This is a genomic window from Devosia sp. Root685 (genome assembly GCF_001427875.1).
In the GTDB taxonomy this organism is placed as follows: domain Bacteria; phylum Pseudomonadota; class Alphaproteobacteria; order Rhizobiales; family Devosiaceae; genus Devosia.
The window spans coordinates 392,210-407,517 of record NZ_LMHK01000003.1; the positions used below are offsets into that span (position 1 = coordinate 392,210).

Annotated in this window: 14 protein-coding genes; 12 read left to right on the forward strand and 2 right to left on the reverse strand. The window is 60.8% G+C overall.

Annotation, left to right across the window (positions count from 1 at the left end; genetic code table 11):
- Positions 1 to 472: 472 nt before the first annotated feature.
- Complete coding sequence (locus tag ASD83_RS17045; RefSeq protein ID WP_056313126.1) at positions 473 to 1,330, forward strand: cell wall hydrolase; 858 nt, start codon at positions 473 to 475, stop codon at positions 1,328 to 1,330.
- A 261-nt stretch (positions 1,331 to 1,591) separates the two neighbouring features.
- Here ASD83_RS17045 and pckA read toward each other — a convergent pair whose 3' ends face one another.
- Positions 1,592 to 3,184 (reverse strand): phosphoenolpyruvate carboxykinase (ATP), encoded by a 1,593-nt coding sequence (gene pckA / locus ASD83_RS17050; protein WP_056313128.1) that lies wholly within the window; start codon positions 3,182 to 3,184, stop codon positions 1,592 to 1,594.
- 239 nt (positions 3,185 to 3,423) lie between these two features.
- On the opposite strand from pckA, the gene ASD83_RS17055 reads away from it, so the two are divergent.
- The 7 genes from ASD83_RS17055 to ASD83_RS17085 all read left to right on the forward strand — a co-directional run bounded on the left by ASD83_RS17055 (position 3,424) and on the right by ASD83_RS17085 (position 9,232).
- Complete coding sequence (locus ASD83_RS17055) at positions 3,424 to 4,140, forward strand: response regulator transcription factor (protein ID WP_056313130.1); 717 nt, start codon at positions 3,424 to 3,426, stop codon at positions 4,138 to 4,140.
- Between the two features lie 101 nt (positions 4,141 to 4,241).
- Positions 4,242 to 5,933, forward strand: a complete 1,692-nt coding sequence (locus ASD83_RS17060) for a sensor histidine kinase (RefSeq protein WP_056313132.1) — start codon at positions 4,242 to 4,244, stop codon at positions 5,931 to 5,933.
- Positions 5,934 to 6,079: 146 nt separating this feature from the next.
- Positions 6,080 to 6,550 carry an HPr kinase/phosphorylase gene (locus ASD83_RS17065; RefSeq protein WP_056313134.1) on the forward strand — a complete coding sequence of 157 codons (471 nt, stop codon included), beginning with the start codon at positions 6,080 to 6,082 and terminating at the stop codon, positions 6,548 to 6,550.
- Between the two features lie 142 nt (positions 6,551 to 6,692).
- Positions 6,693 to 7,097, forward strand: a complete 405-nt coding sequence (locus ASD83_RS17070) for a PTS sugar transporter subunit IIA (RefSeq protein WP_056313136.1) — start codon at positions 6,693 to 6,695, stop codon at positions 7,095 to 7,097.
- 1 nt (position 7,098) lies between these two features.
- Positions 7,099 to 7,392: an HPr family phosphocarrier protein gene (locus tag ASD83_RS17075; RefSeq protein ID WP_035079451.1), complete on the forward strand. Its 294-nt coding sequence runs from the start codon at positions 7,099 to 7,101 to the stop codon at positions 7,390 to 7,392.
- A gap of 325 nt (positions 7,393 to 7,717) precedes the next feature.
- Positions 7,718 to 8,641 carry a VOC family protein gene (locus ASD83_RS17080; RefSeq protein ID WP_056313138.1) on the forward strand — a complete coding sequence of 308 codons (924 nt, stop codon included), beginning with the start codon at positions 7,718 to 7,720 and terminating at the stop codon, positions 8,639 to 8,641.
- Between the two features lie 45 nt (positions 8,642 to 8,686).
- Positions 8,687 to 9,232 carry a DUF924 family protein gene (locus tag ASD83_RS17085; protein WP_056313141.1) on the forward strand — a complete coding sequence of 182 codons (546 nt, stop codon included), beginning with the start codon at positions 8,687 to 8,689 and terminating at the stop codon, positions 9,230 to 9,232.
- A 116-nt stretch (positions 9,233 to 9,348) separates the two neighbouring features.
- On the opposite strand, the gene ASD83_RS17090 is transcribed toward ASD83_RS17085, so the two are convergent.
- On the reverse strand, positions 9,349 to 10,590 hold the full coding sequence (locus tag ASD83_RS17090; RefSeq protein ID WP_056313143.1) for an aminopeptidase: 1,242 nt from the start codon (positions 10,588 to 10,590) through the stop codon (positions 9,349 to 9,351).
- Positions 10,591 to 11,057: 467 nt separating this feature from the next.
- Between ASD83_RS17090 and ASD83_RS17095 the strand changes: the two genes are divergently transcribed.
- The 4 genes from ASD83_RS17095 to ASD83_RS21050 all read left to right on the forward strand — a co-directional run bounded on the left by ASD83_RS17095 (position 11,058) and on the right by ASD83_RS21050 (position 15,307).
- A complete protein-coding gene (locus ASD83_RS17095) occupies positions 11,058 to 11,723 on the forward strand; it encodes an outer membrane protein (RefSeq protein WP_056313145.1) in 666 nt (221 codons plus the stop codon).
- A 432-nt stretch (positions 11,724 to 12,155) separates the two neighbouring features.
- On the forward strand, positions 12,156 to 13,952 hold the full coding sequence (locus tag ASD83_RS17100; protein ID WP_056313147.1) for an ABC transporter ATP-binding protein: 1,797 nt from the start codon (positions 12,156 to 12,158) through the stop codon (positions 13,950 to 13,952).
- A gap of 164 nt (positions 13,953 to 14,116) precedes the next feature.
- Entirely contained in the window at positions 14,117 to 14,407 is a 291-nt protein-coding gene (locus ASD83_RS17105) for a hypothetical protein (RefSeq protein WP_056313148.1), read from the forward strand.
- A gap of 231 nt (positions 14,408 to 14,638) precedes the next feature.
- On the forward strand, positions 14,639 to 15,307 hold the full coding sequence (locus ASD83_RS21050) for a hypothetical protein (RefSeq protein ID WP_156386024.1): 669 nt from the start codon (positions 14,639 to 14,641) through the stop codon (positions 15,305 to 15,307).
- Position 15,308 lies beyond the last annotated feature (1 nt).

A 15,308-nucleotide genomic window follows, 5' to 3' on the forward strand; every position in this document is an offset into this window, starting at 1 on the left:
CGCAATCTCACACGCGATTGTCACCCCGGCTTTAGGCCAGGGCCCATCCTGACATCTCAAGTTGGGTCCCGGCCTTAGCCGGGATGACAGCCTGCGGGTGACGTATACGGCAGGCGCGGGAGCTGTGCCCCCATCGCATCGATCTGTTAAGAAACAGACGCGCTAAAAAGCGCATAAAATTCTAATTTCTTCCGAAAACCTTTGCTCAGCACGTTGCAAGCCCATGGATTTCATGGGTTTTCAAGAACGGCTTTGGCGATTAACCGTGTTTTAAGAAGCTAAGGCCTATGGTTAACCAGCCGTAAATTTTGGCTTCCATCTCTTTACGGGCTTGGCTAGTGTGCCCCCGCAAAGACGGATTGCGAATGCGATCCAACCAGAAGGCCCGCCGGAGGTAACGGATGGGCTCAGGGGCAAGGACGGGGCATTGACTTCAAGCTGGGGGCACAGGTTCTCGCGCGCCGCTTTCAAAGTGGCTGCACTTGCCGCGACGGTTTTCGTTGCCGGCGTGATTGCCTCGCCTCTCGTGGTCCATGCCAATGAATCCGACTTCGTTCTGCCACTCGCTATTCCGGCTCCCGTTGCCCAGCTCCGTACGCAGCCCGCTCTCGGCGCCACCATGGTGCCGCTCGCGCCGGGCCAGCAGCACCTGACCGACGCTCTCCTCTCCAATTATGTCGCGCGCCAGCAGCAGCTGCGCGCCGTCGATGTGACCGAAGCCGGCCCGCAGGCGCCGCTTTCGACCGAAATGCTGATGGGCTATATCGCGCGCGGCTCGCTCAATGGCGGCAATACCGCCCTTTCGGCGATCGACAGCTTTATGAAGCCTGTCGCCGGGCACCAGCCGACCGTGACGCCGGACCTGCTCGCGGCTTATATCGCCAGCGGCTATCAGCCCACCGCCAAGCGCGCCGAAGTCGCCAATGCCGAGCGCGATTGCCTCGCCCAGGCGATTTACCACGAAGCGCGCGGCGAAAGCGCTGCCGGCCAGCTCGCCGTGGCCAATGTCATTGTCAACCGCGCCCGTTCGGACAAGTATCCGTCCTCGCTCTGCGGCGTGATCTATCAGGGCGCCAATCAGGGCCGCTACCGCTGCCAGTTCACCTTTGCCTGCGATGGCCGCGGCGATGCGCCGGGCGAACGCCAGGCCTGGGCCCGCTCCATGGCGCTCGCCAAGGATGTCTACGCCGAATATGCGACTGGCGCAGAAATCGGTGCCATTCCGGATTCGGCGCTGTTCTACCACACGACCAATGTCCGCCCGTCCTGGTCCTATACCTTTAGCCGCGTGGCTGAAGTCGGGGCGCACATTTTCTATTCGCCGAACTGAGTTTTAGGTTTGGTTTCAGTGGCTTGGTGAGTTCTCGCGCAAGCGGGAATTTTCGTTTGTGGGCGTGGGCCGTCGGTGAAGTAGCCCTCATCCTGAGGTGCTTTGCGTAGCAAAGCCTCGAAGGGCGAGGGCGTGCCCGGATGCTGCAGTGCCACGCCCTCGTGGTTCGAGGCTACACTGCGTTCCGCACCTCACCATGAGGGCTACGGCGGCATTTTTCATGGAAGAAAACACAAAGGGCGCCAGCGGCGCCCTTTGTTTTTACTCCGCTGCCTCAAGCAATTGCGGGCCGGCTTCTGCGTCGGCTGCGGGGCCGAACTTCTTGAAATTGTTGCGGAAAAGATCGACCAGTTTCGTTGCTTGAAGATCATAGGCGTCGGGGTCGGCCCAGCATTGGCGGGGGTCGAGGAGGCGGAGATCGACGCCGGCGACGGTGATAGGGACGGCGAAGCCGAAGAGCGGGTCGATCCGGGTTGGGGCATTGTCGAGCGAGCCGTCGAGGGCGGCGGTGAGGAGGCGGCGGGTCGAGGCGATGTCGATGCGTTTGCCCTGGCCATAGGCGCCGCCGATCCAGCCGGTATTGAGGAGCCATGCCTGGGCGCCGCTCAAGCGCAGCCGTTCGGCCAGCATGTCGCCGTAAACCGTTGGATGCAAAGGCATAAATGGCGCACCGAAGCAGGCCGAGAAAGTGGCTTGCGGCTCGGTGACGCCGCGTTCGGTGCCGGCGACCTTGGCGGTGTAGCCCGAGAGGAAATGGTAGACGGCCTGTTCCGGCGTCAGTTTGGCGAGGGGCGGCAGGACCCCGAAAGCGTCCGCGGTGAGGAAGACGACGGTCTTTGGCGTGCCGCCGACACTGCCTTTGGCGAGGGCCGGCAGGACGTGAAGCGGATAGGCCGCACGGGTGTTTTCGGTGAGGGAAACGTCATCAAACGTTGGCAGACTGTTACCGTCGAGCACGACGTTTTCGAGCACTGTGCCAAAAGTGCGTGTGGCGGCATAGATTTCCGGCTCCGCCGCCTCGCTGAGCTTGACGGTTTTGGCGTAGCAACCGCCTTCGAGGTTGAAGACGCCGTCATCGCTCCAGCCATGTTCGTCATCCCCGATCAGAGGGCGAGCGGGGTCATTGGAGAGCGTCGTCTTGCCCGTGCCCGAGAGGCCGAAGAACAGTGCGGCCTCGCCTTCGGGACCAAGATTGGCCGAACAGTGCATGGGCAGCACATTGTCCGCCGGGGCATGGAAATTGAAGAGCGAAAAAACGCTCTTCTTGATTTCGCCGGCATAGCGGGTGCCGCCGATAAGGACCAGGTTGCGGCTCATGTCGAGGGCGATGACGGTTTCGCTGCGCGTGCCATGGCGGGCTGGATCGGCCGTGAACAGGGGCGCGTGGATGATGGTCACCGGCGTCGCGGTGTCCGACGTTGCGATACCCTCGCCGGGGCGAATGAGCAGATTGCGGATGAAGAGGGCGTGCCAGGCGCTGGGGGTGAGGACGGTGACGCCGTATTGGTGCCTGATATCGGCGCCGGCAAGAAGGTCCTGGCGGTAGAGGTTTTGCCCGGCGAGGTGCGCCGTGATGTCGCTAAGGAGGAGATCGAACTGAGCCGGCGTGAGGGCGCCGGCATTGTCCCACCACACTTTTTCCTCGGTCAGGCTATCGCGGACAATGAACTTGTCCTTGGGCGAGCGGCCGGTAAAGGCGCCGGTTTCGACCGAGAGCGCGCCATGGGCGGTGAGCCGCGCATCGCTTTCGCTCAGGGCTCGTGCAACCAGTGTGGGGGCGATGGCGTTTGCACTGAGCGAAAGTGCGGCTTCGGCGATTGCCTGGCGCAGGGCGCTGTGGTCCTCGACACTCATAATTCGTCTCCATCAGGCGCCGCAAAGGGCAGCGGATGGGACCGAAAATAGGGAGGTCAAGGCCCTGCAAACCATCCCGAAATCGGTCGTAAGACGGAAGTCGCAGGTATTTCGTAGGGGGTGAGGGACTGGTTAGAGGCTTGGCCCCGCCTTATTTAACGCGTAATTGTCGCCTGCAACGTCGCGTGAGGGGCCGCGGCCCCGACAAGATGCAAGCGTCGCAACTAGAAAGGCAGAATATGCCCAAGATCGCCCTCGTGGACGACGACCGGAACATTCTAACCTCCGTTTCCCTCACCCTCGAGGCGGAAGGCTATCAGGTGGCGACCTATACCGATGGCGCTTCGGGTCTCGAAGGCCTGACCACGGACAAGCCTGATCTCGCCATTCTCGACATCAAGATGCCGCGCATGGATGGCATGGAACTGCTGCGCCGGCTGCGCCAGAAGTCGGACGTGCCGGTGATCTTCCTCACCTCCAAGGACGAGGAAATCGACGAACTGTTCGGCCTCAAGATGGGCGCCGACGATTTTATCACCAAGCCGTTCAGCCAGCGTCTCTTGGTCGAGCGGGTCAAGGCGATCCTTCGCCGTTCGGCCCCGCGCGATCCGTCGGCGGCCACCGGCCCTGCCGGGGAAGCCATGCCGGGCAAGGCGCTGATCGAGCGCGGCTCGCTGGTGATGGACGAAGAGCGCCACACCTGCACCTGGAAGGGCCAGCGCGTCACCCTGACTGTCACCGAATTTCTGATCCTCCAGGCCCTCGCCCTGCGTCCCGGCGTCGTAAAATCGCGCAACGCGCTGATGGATGCGGCCTATGATGATCAGGTCTATGTCGATGATCGCACCATCGACAGCCACATCAAGCGCCTTCGCAAGAAGTTCAAGGCGACCGATGACGACTTTGAAATGATCGAAACGCTCTATGGCGTCGGCTATCGCTTCAAGGAGCAATAAGGAACTTCGTGGCCACGATCGATCCTCAATTCGAGGGAACGCGACCCGATCGGGACGCTGAGCCTGCCCCCATTGGAAAAGGGAGCAGGCGCGGCTGGCGCATGGCGCTAAAACCACTTGGCCAGGTGATCGTGGCGCTGCGGCGCTTCATTGACTTCACCATTTTTTCGAGCCTGACGCGCCGCATCATGGTGCTGAATCTCGCCGGCCTCCTGGTGCTGGTCGTGGGGATCTTGTACCTCAACCAGTGGCGGGCCGGGCTGATCGATGCGCGCGTGCAATCGCTCCGCGTGCAGGGCGAAATCATCGCGGCGGCCATTGCGGCTTCGGCGACCGTCGACAGCGATGTCATCTCGATCAATCCCGACCGGCTGATCGAACTGCAGGCCGGCAATGTTTCGCCCCTGTCCTATTTCGATCCGTCGCTGGAATTTCCCATCAGTCCCGAGCGCGTCGCGCCGCTCCTCAGGAACCTGATCACGCCGACGCGGACGCGGGCGCGCATCTATGATCAGCAGGGCCTGCTCATTCTCGACAGCGACAATATCATCGGGCGCGGCGAGGTCATCCGGCAGCAGATCGACACGTCAAAGACCAATTCTTTCTTTCTCTTTGATTGGTGGAACGCGGTCATCGCCTGGGCGCCGGGCGATAATTTTTCGAAATATCAGGAATATGGAGCCGACGAGGGGACGCGCTATCCCGAAGTGGCTTCGGCCCTGCAGGGGGCATCGGCCGATTTCGTGCGCGCCGATGATCATAACCAGCTCGTGGTTTCCGTCGCCGTGCCGGTGCAGCGCGTGCGCGCCGTGGTGGGCGCTATTCTCCTATCGACGGCACCGGGCGATATCGACTCGGTGGTGGCGCAGGAGCGCTGGAGCATTTTGCGCATCGCGCTGATTGCAGCGGGCGTGCAGATCGCGCTGTCGCTGCTGCTCGCCGGCACCATTGCCGGCCCGATGCGGCGGCTTTCGGCGGCGGCCGAGCGGGTGCAGACCGCGGGCAATGCGCGTGCCGAAATTCCCGATCTGACCGACCGGCCCGACGAAATCGGCCATCTCTCGGGCGCGCTGCGCCGCATGACCGATGCGCTTTATAATCGCATCGAGGCCATCGAGCGCTTTGCCGCCGACGTGGCGCATGAATTGAAAAACCCGCTGACCTCGCTGCGTTCGGCCGTCGAAACGCTGCCGCTGGCGAAAAAGCCCGAAGACCGGGCCCGGCTCAACGACATCATCCAGCACGATGTCAAACGGCTCGACCGGCTGATTACCGATATTTCGAGTGCCAGCCGGCTCGACGCGGAACTGGCGCGCGAAAGCGCCGAACTGGTCGATGTCGAAAAGCTGGCCGAAGCCATGGTCGGCATCCAAAAGGACGTGGCGGCCGGCCGGCAGGTCAATGTCGTCATGGGCAAGCGCCTGGGGCGCGGCTCGACGGTGATCACCGGGCACGAAAGCCGCCTGGCGCAGGTTCTGGCCAATCTCATCGACAATGCCGTGTCGTTTTCGCCGGTCGACGGCACGGTGACGGTGGCGGTTTCGACCGAAAGTGACATGATCGTCGTGACCGTGAGCGACGAAGGGCCTGGCATAACCGGCGATTTCGGCCGGATTTTCCAGCGCTTTTATACCGACCGGCCGGACACGGAGAGCTTTGGCAATCATTCCGGGCTGGGGCTGTCGATCAGTAAGCAGATCGTCGATGCGCACAAGGGTACGATCAAGGCGCAGAACCGGACGGATCGGTCCGGGGCGCTGTTCACGGTGTCGCTGCCGAAGACGCGGCGGTAATTTTTGGGCATCGTGGCTCCCACACCCCCTCCCTTCCTCCCCCATCAAGGGGGAGGTGATGCATCCAGTTTTCGGCTGAGATCTTGCCCCAAACGCGATCTACACCTCCCCCTTGATGGGGGAGGTTGGGAGGGGGTGTTTGCGCAATGCTGTTGACCCCCGAAAACATCCACGCAACCGCGATCCTGCTCGACGGCAAGGGTCTCCTCATCCGTGGTCCGTCGGGCTCCGGAAAATCGCTGCTGGCGCTCTATCTCCTCGATGTCTTCGACGCCCGTGGCAGGGACGCTGTGCTGATCTCCGATGATCGTGTCGATATCGAATCTGACGGCAAAACCATCCTTCTCCATGCCCCCGCCACCATTGCCGGCCTTATGGAATTGCGCGGTCACGGCATTGTCAGACGGCCTTATCGGACTGGCATAAAACTCGATCTGGTGGTTGATCTGGTGCCGGCCCTTGAACGCATGCCCGAAAACAACGATTTTAAACGTGCCCTGTTAGGGGTGGAAATCGCCCGTTGCCCGGTGCCGCAGGCGGGCGTCATTGGAATCGAACACCAGCGCCTCTTGATCGAAGAGGCGCTGGGCGCAATCGCTATCCCCTCTGGAGGGTGACAATTTATCACTTGCAACCAAAAGCCACGGGGGCAAGACTGGCGCCCGCTCCCAAATGCACCCGAGGCAGGGAGCGGGGGCTTATCGGACTGGGATGGGGTTACGTCGTGAAAAGGGCGCAGCCATCGTCTGGGGAGAATGCATGATCGGGTTGGTTCTGGTGACGCATGGCGCACTGGCGGATGAATTCAAGCTGGCGCTGGAACATGTGGTTGGACCCCAGGAGCAGTGCGAGACCATCGCCATTGGTCCTGACGACAACGCCGAAACGCGGCGCGAGGACATTCTGGCGGCGATCGACCGGGCCGATACCGGCGATGGGGTGATCATTCTCACCGATATGTTTGGCGGCACGCCATCCAACCTCGCCATTTCCGTGATGCAGAACCGCAATGTCGAAGTGATCGCGGGCGTCAACCTGCCCATGCTGGTCAAGCTTGGGCGCGTGCGCGGCGATCTCGCTTTGGCCGATGCGGTGGCGCTGGCGCAGGAAGCGGGCCGTAAATATATCACCGTCGCCAATTCCATCCTCGGTGGAGCCTCCTGAAATGGATGGTGATCGTGCCGTCGCCCAGCAATTGACCATCGTCAACCGCAAGGGCCTCCACGCGCGCGCCTCGGCGCGCTTTGTGCGCACGGCCGAGTGTTTCGATGCCTCGCTGCACGTCATCAAGGACGGCCAGTCGGTCAACGGCAATTCCATCATGGGCCTGATGATGCTGGGCGCAGGGCCGGGCTCGACGATATTGGTACAGGCCACCGGCAAGCAGGCCCGCGAGGCGCTGGAAGCCATTGTCGAGCTGGTGAATAACGGTTTTGACGAGGATAATGAGGGGGTGTGAGGCGTAGTTGCGCCCGCACACGCGATGTCACCCCGGCGAAGGCCGGGGTCCATCTCCACGGCCCGCCGAGCCCCGATAGCCGATTGGGTATATCTCAGGATGGGCCCCGGCCTGCGCCGGGGTGACCGCCGGTGGGGTGTGGTAACCCATGAGGGCTATATTGCGGTTGGCTTCAGCTACACAAGTTCGCCTGGCGAGCGCCGGAAGACGGTCGATTGGGTCGCCCGGAGCGAACAAAGCCTTCAGCATCGTTTCCATAGAAGTCTTTATGCTGAGAGCCTAAATTGAGGTCAGTTCAAGTTTAGCGCTTTTTCAGGAGGTCGGCATGATCGACACATCCGTTCAGACAGTCGTAAAATCCAAGCCGGTACTGCCGCTGACGACGACGCTGGGTCCGGTGCATATCGCTGTAACCGATCGTGCCCGCGCGCTTGCCATCTGGCAGGACGTGGTTGGGCTCGAACTGATCGCCGAGAGCGGCAATCTCTTGCAGCTTGGGGCCGGCGGCAAGGTGCTGATTGTGCTCGAAACCGGGGCCGTACGTCCCGCGGTGCCGCGCAGCATCGGGCTCTACCATGTGGCGGTGCATGTGCCCACGCGGGTGGACCTGGCGCAGATGGCGGTGCGGGCGCTGCAGCGCAATGTGCGGATTTCGCCCACCGATCACCTCGTCAGCGAGGCCATCTATCTTTGGGATCTTGATGGCAATGGCATCGAGATCACCTTTGAAACGCCCTGGCGCGGCACGCTGGGCGATCCGGAAAAGGGCGAAACCTACGCCAAGACGGCCGACGGTACGCCCCATTCGGGGCGCGAGCCGATCGATCTCGATGGTCTGCTGGGTGAACTGGGCCAAAACCCGGTGCTGGCGGCGCGTATGCCGGCGGGGACGCGGATTGGCCATGTCCATGTGCATGTGAATGACCTTCAGATAGCGATGGATTTTTATCGCGATGTCGTCGGCTTTGCCGGTTTCCTGCTGATTAATTCCTTCGGCATGGGCGATGTCGGGCTCGACTACATGCCGCACACCGTGGCGTTCAATATCTGGTCTGGCCCCAATGCGGCGCTGCCCCCGGCCGGGTCAGCGGGCCTCCGCTGGTTCACCATCGCCGTGCCGGGCGCCGAGCATTTCGATGCGCTTGTCGGACGGCTGGAAAAAGCCGGAGCGCCGATCGAGCGGCTGGACAAGGGCGTCGAAACGCAGGATCCCTTCGGCAATCGCATTCGCGTCGAACTGGCAAACTAAAGCCGGGGCTGCCGCGTTCTGCTCCAAACCAAGCGAGGGGAAGCCATGCGCGCCGCAGATGATGTCCTAAATTTCTGGTTCGTCGAGCACGGGCCGGAAGACTGGTTTGCCGGCAAGGCCGAATTCGACGCGAAAATTGCGCAGGGGTTCGGCCAGACCCACGCCCATGTTGCCAAGGGCGAGGCCTGGGAATGGCGGGCCAAACCCTCGGGGCGACTGGCCGAGATTGTGGTGCTCGACCAGTTTTCGCGCCAGCTGTTCCGCAATTCGCCTCTCGCCTTCGAACAGGACAAGATGGCTTTGGTGCTGGCGCAGGAAATGGTCGGGCAGGGGCTCGACATGCAGTTCGAGCAGCCCAAGCGCGGCTTTATCTACTTGCCGTTCATGCACGCGGAGTCGGCGGCGATCCAGTCGGCCTCGGTGCGGCTCTATGAGGCGCTGGGCGATGAGGATCAGCTGAAATATGCGCTGGCGCATCGCGAGACGGTCGACCGCTTTGGACGTTTTCCGTTCCGCAACGCGCCGCTGGGGCGAGAGAGCACGGCGGAGGAACTGGCCTATATGGAAGAGCAGGCCGAGCGGAAGTTTTAATTTTTGCAACCTGCCCGCGACGTCATTCCCGCGAAAGCGGGAATCCGTTGCTTGAAACAGAGATCCCCGCTTTCGCGGGGATGACGTAGTGCTTGGGAAGGGAACGGAGTGGGCGTTCAGAACGCCCACTCACCCCCGCGCATGACTGGCTCGACTGTGCCGTCGGCGTGGATGCCGTCGATGTCGATCTCGGCCGAGCCGATCATCCAGTCGATATGAATGAGGCTCTTGTTGCCGCCTTGGGCAAAAATCTGGTCGGAGGTCAGCTCCTTGCCGCCTTCGAAACAGTCGGCATAGCACTGGCCCATGGCGATGTGGCACGAGGCGTTTTCGTCGTAGAGCGTGTTGTAAAAGAGGATGCCCGAGGCCGAGATCGGCGATGAATGGGGCACGAGCGCCACCTCACCGAGGCGACGCGCGCCTTCGTCGGTGTCCAAGACCTTGTTGAAGACGTCCTGGCCCTTGGTGGCTTTCAGCTCAACGAGAACGCCGCCTTCAAAGCGCGCCTGGATGTTCTCGATCAGCGTGCCGTTGTGGCTGAGCGGCTTGGTTGCGGCAACCGTGCCTTCGACGCGCAGGCGATGCGGCGTTGTAAAAACTTCTTCGGTCGGGATATTGGGATTGCAGGTGACCCCGTTCTTGGCTTCCGAAGCGCCGCCCTTCCAGCGGTGTCCATCGGCGAGGCCAATGGTGAGATCGGTGCCGGGGCCCTTGTATTTGAGGGAGGCAAACTTCTTGCCGTTGAGCCAGGTCCAGCGCGCTTTCAGGTTCGCATTATGCTGCTTCCAGGCGGCGATGGGGTCGTCCTGATCGACACGGCTTGCCTTGAAGATGGCGTCGGCCAATTTGGCGATCGCCACGTCTTCGGCATCGTTGGGGAAAACCAGTTTGGCCCAGGCGGGCGTCGGATAGGAAACGATGTTCCAGTTGATATCAAAGCCGGTGATCAATTCGAGCGCCGGGCGATAGGCGGCCGAATTGGCGCGGTTGGCGCGCGAAACCTTTTCGGGGTCCTGGCCGGCCAGCATCAGCGGATTGTCGCCCGAAATGGCGAGGCGCGCGGCATTGTTCTTGTAGGCCTCGGCCATGCCGGCATAGAGCCAGCCGGCAGCGCGGTCGAAACTTTTGTCATTGGCATATTTGTAGCGCGCCAGGGTCGCTTCCTCGTCCGAATAGATCGAGGTGACGAGGCCCGCGCCGGCCTTATAGGCATGCTCGGTGATGCGGCGCACCAGCGGCGCGGCGACCATCGGGGCGGTGATGATGAGATCCTGGCCCTCGGCCAGTTGCAGGCCGACCTTGATCGCCACTTCGCCGAGTTTGTCCAGTTTTGTGGGATCGATGGGAGAATTGCTCATCGGGGCCAAGCCTTGTTTTTGTTGAATCGGTTGGCCGCGAGCCTACCTGCCCGGGGCCTGCCACGCCACCCGCGCAAATCGGAAAATCCGTTGATCTCAATCAAGGTTCTGCGTCCGGCGCGGGCGGATATGGAGGCCAACACAACAGGAGGTTTCCATGACTGTTCTTCTCATCGCCGTCTTCGGAATTTTTGGGGCTTTCGCCGCCGCACTCGCCTATGCGCAGGTTCAAACGCGCGGGATCGTCGCGCCGGGAGGACGTCCACTGGACTGATCGCCGGGCCGATGGCAGCCCAGAAGACGGCGGTCTGCGTATGCTGATCCGCCTTGCAGATCCGGCAACCGAAGTGATTCTCTATAGAAAATTTTAACCACGCAGAGCCGCCCGATCAATCAAACGGCGTTTAAAGTATTTTCATATCAGTACTTTAGTCTATGAGGAAGATGACTTTTTGTTGGAGGCTATATTGAACAAGTTTATACTCGCCGCCGTCGCTGGCGTTCTTTCCGCCACTGCTGTTTCCGCTGCCGATCTGGCTGTGGCCTATCAGCCGGGCACGGTGGCCTATTCGCCAGCCAGCGCGTTCAACTGGTCCGGCTTCTACGCTGGCGTGAATGGTGGCTATGGCTGGGCGGAGTTTTCCGCGCCAGGGGCCGCCCCACTTGACGGGCTCAAGGGTATTCTTGGCGGCGTCCAGGTTGGCTACAACTATGACTTTGGCGGTTTCGTGCTGGGTGTCGAGGGCGATGTTCAGCTTGCCGATGTGAAGTACACGCGGACCATCGCCGCTACGACAGGCACCTACGGTATCGATCGTTTTGGCACCATTCGCGCTCGTGCGGGCGCGGCTGTCGACCGCTTCCTGCCCTATGTGACGGGCGGCGTTGCGATCGCCAATGGCCACATCAACATTTCCGATGGCGTTACGACCTATGACGAAAATAAAGCCCATATCGGCTGGACGATTGGTGCCGGTGTCGAGTTTGCCGCGACCGACAACATCACGATAAAGGCCGAATACCTCTATGCCGACTTTGGCAAGGCGACCTATACCGGCCCGGTCGGCGCGATAGCCGCTGACGTCCATGCCAAGGCAAGCATTGTGCGCGGCGGCGTGAACTTCAAGTTCTAAGGACGCGGCTTTACTCAAAGCGTCAGCCAAATAGGGCCTCAGCATTTGTGCTGGGGCCTTTTTGTTGATGCTCCATTGGGGGCAGGCCGGCGACCGACTGTGCCCCATTGGCATCACGGCGGCATTCTGTCGCAAAAACCTATTGGCAAAGGCGAACGGTTTGGCTATCAACCGTTCGCCGCTTCATTTTTTTCGAACCATGGGAGGCGTTGCATGACAGCATTTATGATCGCTTCCCCGTTTGGCATCGGCCGACCTTAGGTCCCTGCCAACCGCGGCCCGCCGTTTAGGCCAGCCGCCCGCGGTTTTTCTTCCCTTCGCTTTTGCAGACCCGACCGGCCCCTGAGGGTCATTGTCTCGCCCGGTCAGTTTTGTGCCTTTCATAGCCCTTTTTGAGGAGCCGGTTGCCGGAGAACGGGGCCGGACTGCCAAATGAGTCGCAAGAAACTCGATTTCCGCGCCGATGCTTTCAGGCACGTGCTCGGCTTTACCTTCCGCCACTGGGCCCGCCAGCCCAAGCGCATCGCCCTGATTGCCGGCATCGTCATGGTTGCGACCATTGCCGAAGTGCTGGTGCCGATGTTTTCGGGCCGCATTGTCGACGCCATTTCGGGCGGCCAGAGCACCGCGCTCAATGATGCACTGCGCGCCTTTGCCGTGGTTGCGGCGCTGGGCGTGACGAGCGTCGTGCTGCGCTATTTCGTGTTCCAGACCATCATCAAGCTGACGCTGCAGATGATGGCGCGGGTCGTCGAGGATGGCTTTTACAAGGTCCAGCGCTTTTCGACCGATTGGCACGCCAACAGCTTTGCGGGTTCCACGGTACGAAAAGTGACGCGCGGCATGTGGGCGCTCGATGCGCTCAACGACATCCTGCTTGTGGCGCTGCTGCCAAGCTTCGTCATGCTGGTGGGTGCTTCGATCCTCCTCGGTTCTTATTGGCCGGTGATGGGGCTTGTCGTTGCCGGTGGTTCGATCATCTACATCGCGTTCACCGTCTTGATGTCGGTGGGCTATGTCGCCCCGGCCGCCAGCCTTGCCAATGCCTGGGACACAAGGCTTGGCGGCGCGCTGGCCGATGCCGTCAGCTGCAATTCGGTGGTAAAGGCTTTTGGCGCCGAAACGCGCGAAGAAGACCGGCTGCGCCATGTCATGTCCAAATGGGACACCCGTACCCGCCGGACCTGGAAGCGCGGCACGCTCAACGGCACCATTCAGGGTCTTCTTATGACCCTGATGCAGGCCGGTATTCTGGGCACGGGTCTTTATATGTGGACGCAGGGGCTGGCTTCGGCCGGCGATATCACCTTCGTCCTCGCCATGTTCTTCGTGTTGCAGGGCTATCTGCGCGATGTGGGCATGCATATCCGCAACCTGCAGCGCTCGGTCAACGACATGGAAGAGCTGGTGGCCCTGTCCACCATGCCGCTCGGTGTCGAGGACAAGCCGGGCGCCAAGGCTATTGCGATCGGGAAAGGCGCGATCAATTTCGAGAACGTCACCTTCCGCTATGGCAGCCATCCGACCCCGCTCTATCGCGACTTTTCGGTCGCCATCAAACCGGGCGAGCGGGTGGGCCTTGTTGGCCATTCGGGCTCGGGCAAGACGACCTTCGTCAAGCTGATCCAGCGGCTCTATGACATCAATGATGGTGCCATCACCGTGGATGGCCAGAACATTGCCGAGTTCCAGCAGGCGAGCCTCCGTGGTCAGATCGCCATCGTGCAGCAGGAGCCGATCCTGTTTCACCGGACGCTGGCCGAGAACATCGCCTATGGCCGGCCGGAGGCGAGCAGGGCCGAAATCGTCGAGGCGGCGAAACAGGCCAATGCCTATGACTTCATCATGTCGCTGCCCAAGGGTTTTGAAACCATGGTCGGCGAACGCGGCGTCAAACTTTCGGGTGGCGAGCGGCAGCGCGTTGCCATTGCAAGGGCGTTCCTTGCCGATGCGCCGGTGCTGATCCTTGATGAAGCGACCTCGAGCCTCGACAGCGAGAGCGAAGTGATGATCCAGGAGGCGATGGAACGGCTGATGGTCGGCCGCACGACGCTGGTCATCGCGCACCGGCTCTCGACGGTCCGCGCGCTTGATCGGTTGCTGGTCTTCGACAAGGGCAAAATCGTCGAAGAAGGCGACCACGCTTCGCTGATCCGCCTGCAAGGCGGCATCTATCGCCGGCTGTTCGAGCGGCAGGCGCTGGAACTGACCAAGGGTCTGGTGGCGTAATTTTTTGCAATGGAAGCCCGCGGAGCAATCTGCGGGCTTTTTGGTTTTGGGAAGGCTGACTCAGCGCGGGACGGCGCTTTAACCCTTCATTCACCATGCCAACAGCCCGGCGGAGCCAGCCACGCGAAGGTGCATTGTATTTGTATCAAATACGAGGCAGCCCCATGGCTTATTCCGATCCGATGCCTGACGCCTATGTTGCCGAATTTTTGGACTTGGCGCGCTCGGCCAATGTCACCTTCGATATTACTGGGGATCGCCTGCATATGCGGATGATCAGGCCCAATTGGGCCATGTGGGCGCCGATCCGGCACCTGCTCGATGAGATCGGGCACGAGCGGATAGAGGCGTTTGTGCGGCGGGAAGTGGCCGCGCGGCAGGCGGTGGAGAGCTGGAATGAGGCGAGTGTGGAGAGGTTGAAGGGAGCGGCGGAGGTGATGCGGGAGGGGGTGTAGGGCACACCGTTTTGCCGCGCACTACGCCCACCCACCGGCTGTCACCCCGGCGCAGGCCGGGGCCCATCTTGAGATATCGTATGCGACCGCCTGACGACGAATTAAGACATCAGGCAGACCTAAGAAGCGCAGTTTTCTAGCTAGCGCCAAAACAACATCAACCGCCGAAAATAAGATTCGCAGTTTTCAACGAATCGTTAAATAATTTTAGAAATTGGCGTCGAGGCTGTTATGTCTGTGCGACTTGTACATTTGCGGAAATTGCTTGCGCTGTTCTACGCGCCGCCTAATCTACGAACCAAAATTATTCGCGATGATATCCGATCCGAAATTCGCAAGGAGTCCGGACGCTCAGGTGATGGAGGGGACTTCTACGGTCCCTTTTGGGCTAACGCTAAAGCGCATATGTTCGGCACTGCCGATCTTCGTTTGCTAACTGAAGAGCGTGTTTCTTCAAACGGAGGAAGAAAGAGGCTCTACCAAGCGTGCCAGGATGGATTTCTGAGTTGGTGGGATGACAAACGTCGTTGGCGAAATGAACCTATTCAACCAACTCCGATACCTGCAAAAGCTCGATTACCTATCGCATCAGTCGGCGGCGTGGTGAAAGTCGAAAACGTTTTTGCGTTGGACAGCGGTTCAAGCTTTCACCGTCTAATCTATCCATACTTTGCTGAAGAGCCGCATATCAATGAAGAAGCGGCGCGCTTAGGTCTTTGGGCGCTCACGGCTTCCTTAGGTACAAAACACGATCCCAAGGATATGCGAATACTCGACATCCAAAGAGGGGCGTCATGGGGGGCGATTGATGTGCGTTCTACAGGTGACGAGGAGCAAATTTTCGAACGGCGCTATGCTTTCATACTATCCGAATGGGATCGGCTGCGCATGGAGTACTAGT

What these genes read in the sequence shown, in the direction of transcription:
- ASD83_RS17100 (WP_056313147.1), top strand. Translation starts at nt 12,156, where the DNA reads ATGAGTCGCAAGAAACTCGATTTCCGCGCCGATGCTTTCAGGCACGTG.
- ASD83_RS17055 (WP_056313130.1), top strand. Translation starts at nt 3,424, where the DNA reads ATGCCCAAGATCGCCCTCGTGGACGACGACCGGAACATTCTAACCTCC.
- pckA (WP_056313128.1), bottom strand. Translation starts at nt 3,184, where the DNA reads ATGAGTGTCGAGGACCACAGCGCCCTGCGCCAGGCAATCGCCGAAGCC.
- ASD83_RS17090 (WP_056313143.1), bottom strand. Translation starts at nt 10,590, where the DNA reads ATGAGCAATTCTCCCATCGATCCCACAAAACTGGACAAACTCGGCGAA.
- ASD83_RS17075 (WP_035079451.1), top strand. Translation starts at nt 7,099, where the DNA reads ATGGATGGTGATCGTGCCGTCGCCCAGCAATTGACCATCGTCAACCGC.
- ASD83_RS21050 (WP_156386024.1), top strand. Translation starts at nt 14,639, where the DNA reads ATGTCTGTGCGACTTGTACATTTGCGGAAATTGCTTGCGCTGTTCTAC.
- ASD83_RS17085 (WP_056313141.1), top strand. Translation starts at nt 8,687, where the DNA reads ATGCGCGCCGCAGATGATGTCCTAAATTTCTGGTTCGTCGAGCACGGG.
- ASD83_RS17070 (WP_056313136.1), top strand. Translation starts at nt 6,693, where the DNA reads ATGATCGGGTTGGTTCTGGTGACGCATGGCGCACTGGCGGATGAATTC.
- ASD83_RS17065 (WP_056313134.1), top strand. Translation starts at nt 6,080, where the DNA reads ATGCTGTTGACCCCCGAAAACATCCACGCAACCGCGATCCTGCTCGAC.
- ASD83_RS17060 (WP_056313132.1), top strand. Translation starts at nt 4,242, where the DNA reads ATGGCGCTAAAACCACTTGGCCAGGTGATCGTGGCGCTGCGGCGCTTC.
- ASD83_RS17080 (WP_056313138.1), top strand. Translation starts at nt 7,718, where the DNA reads ATGATCGACACATCCGTTCAGACAGTCGTAAAATCCAAGCCGGTACTG.
- ASD83_RS17105 (WP_056313148.1), top strand. Translation starts at nt 14,117, where the DNA reads ATGGCTTATTCCGATCCGATGCCTGACGCCTATGTTGCCGAATTTTTG.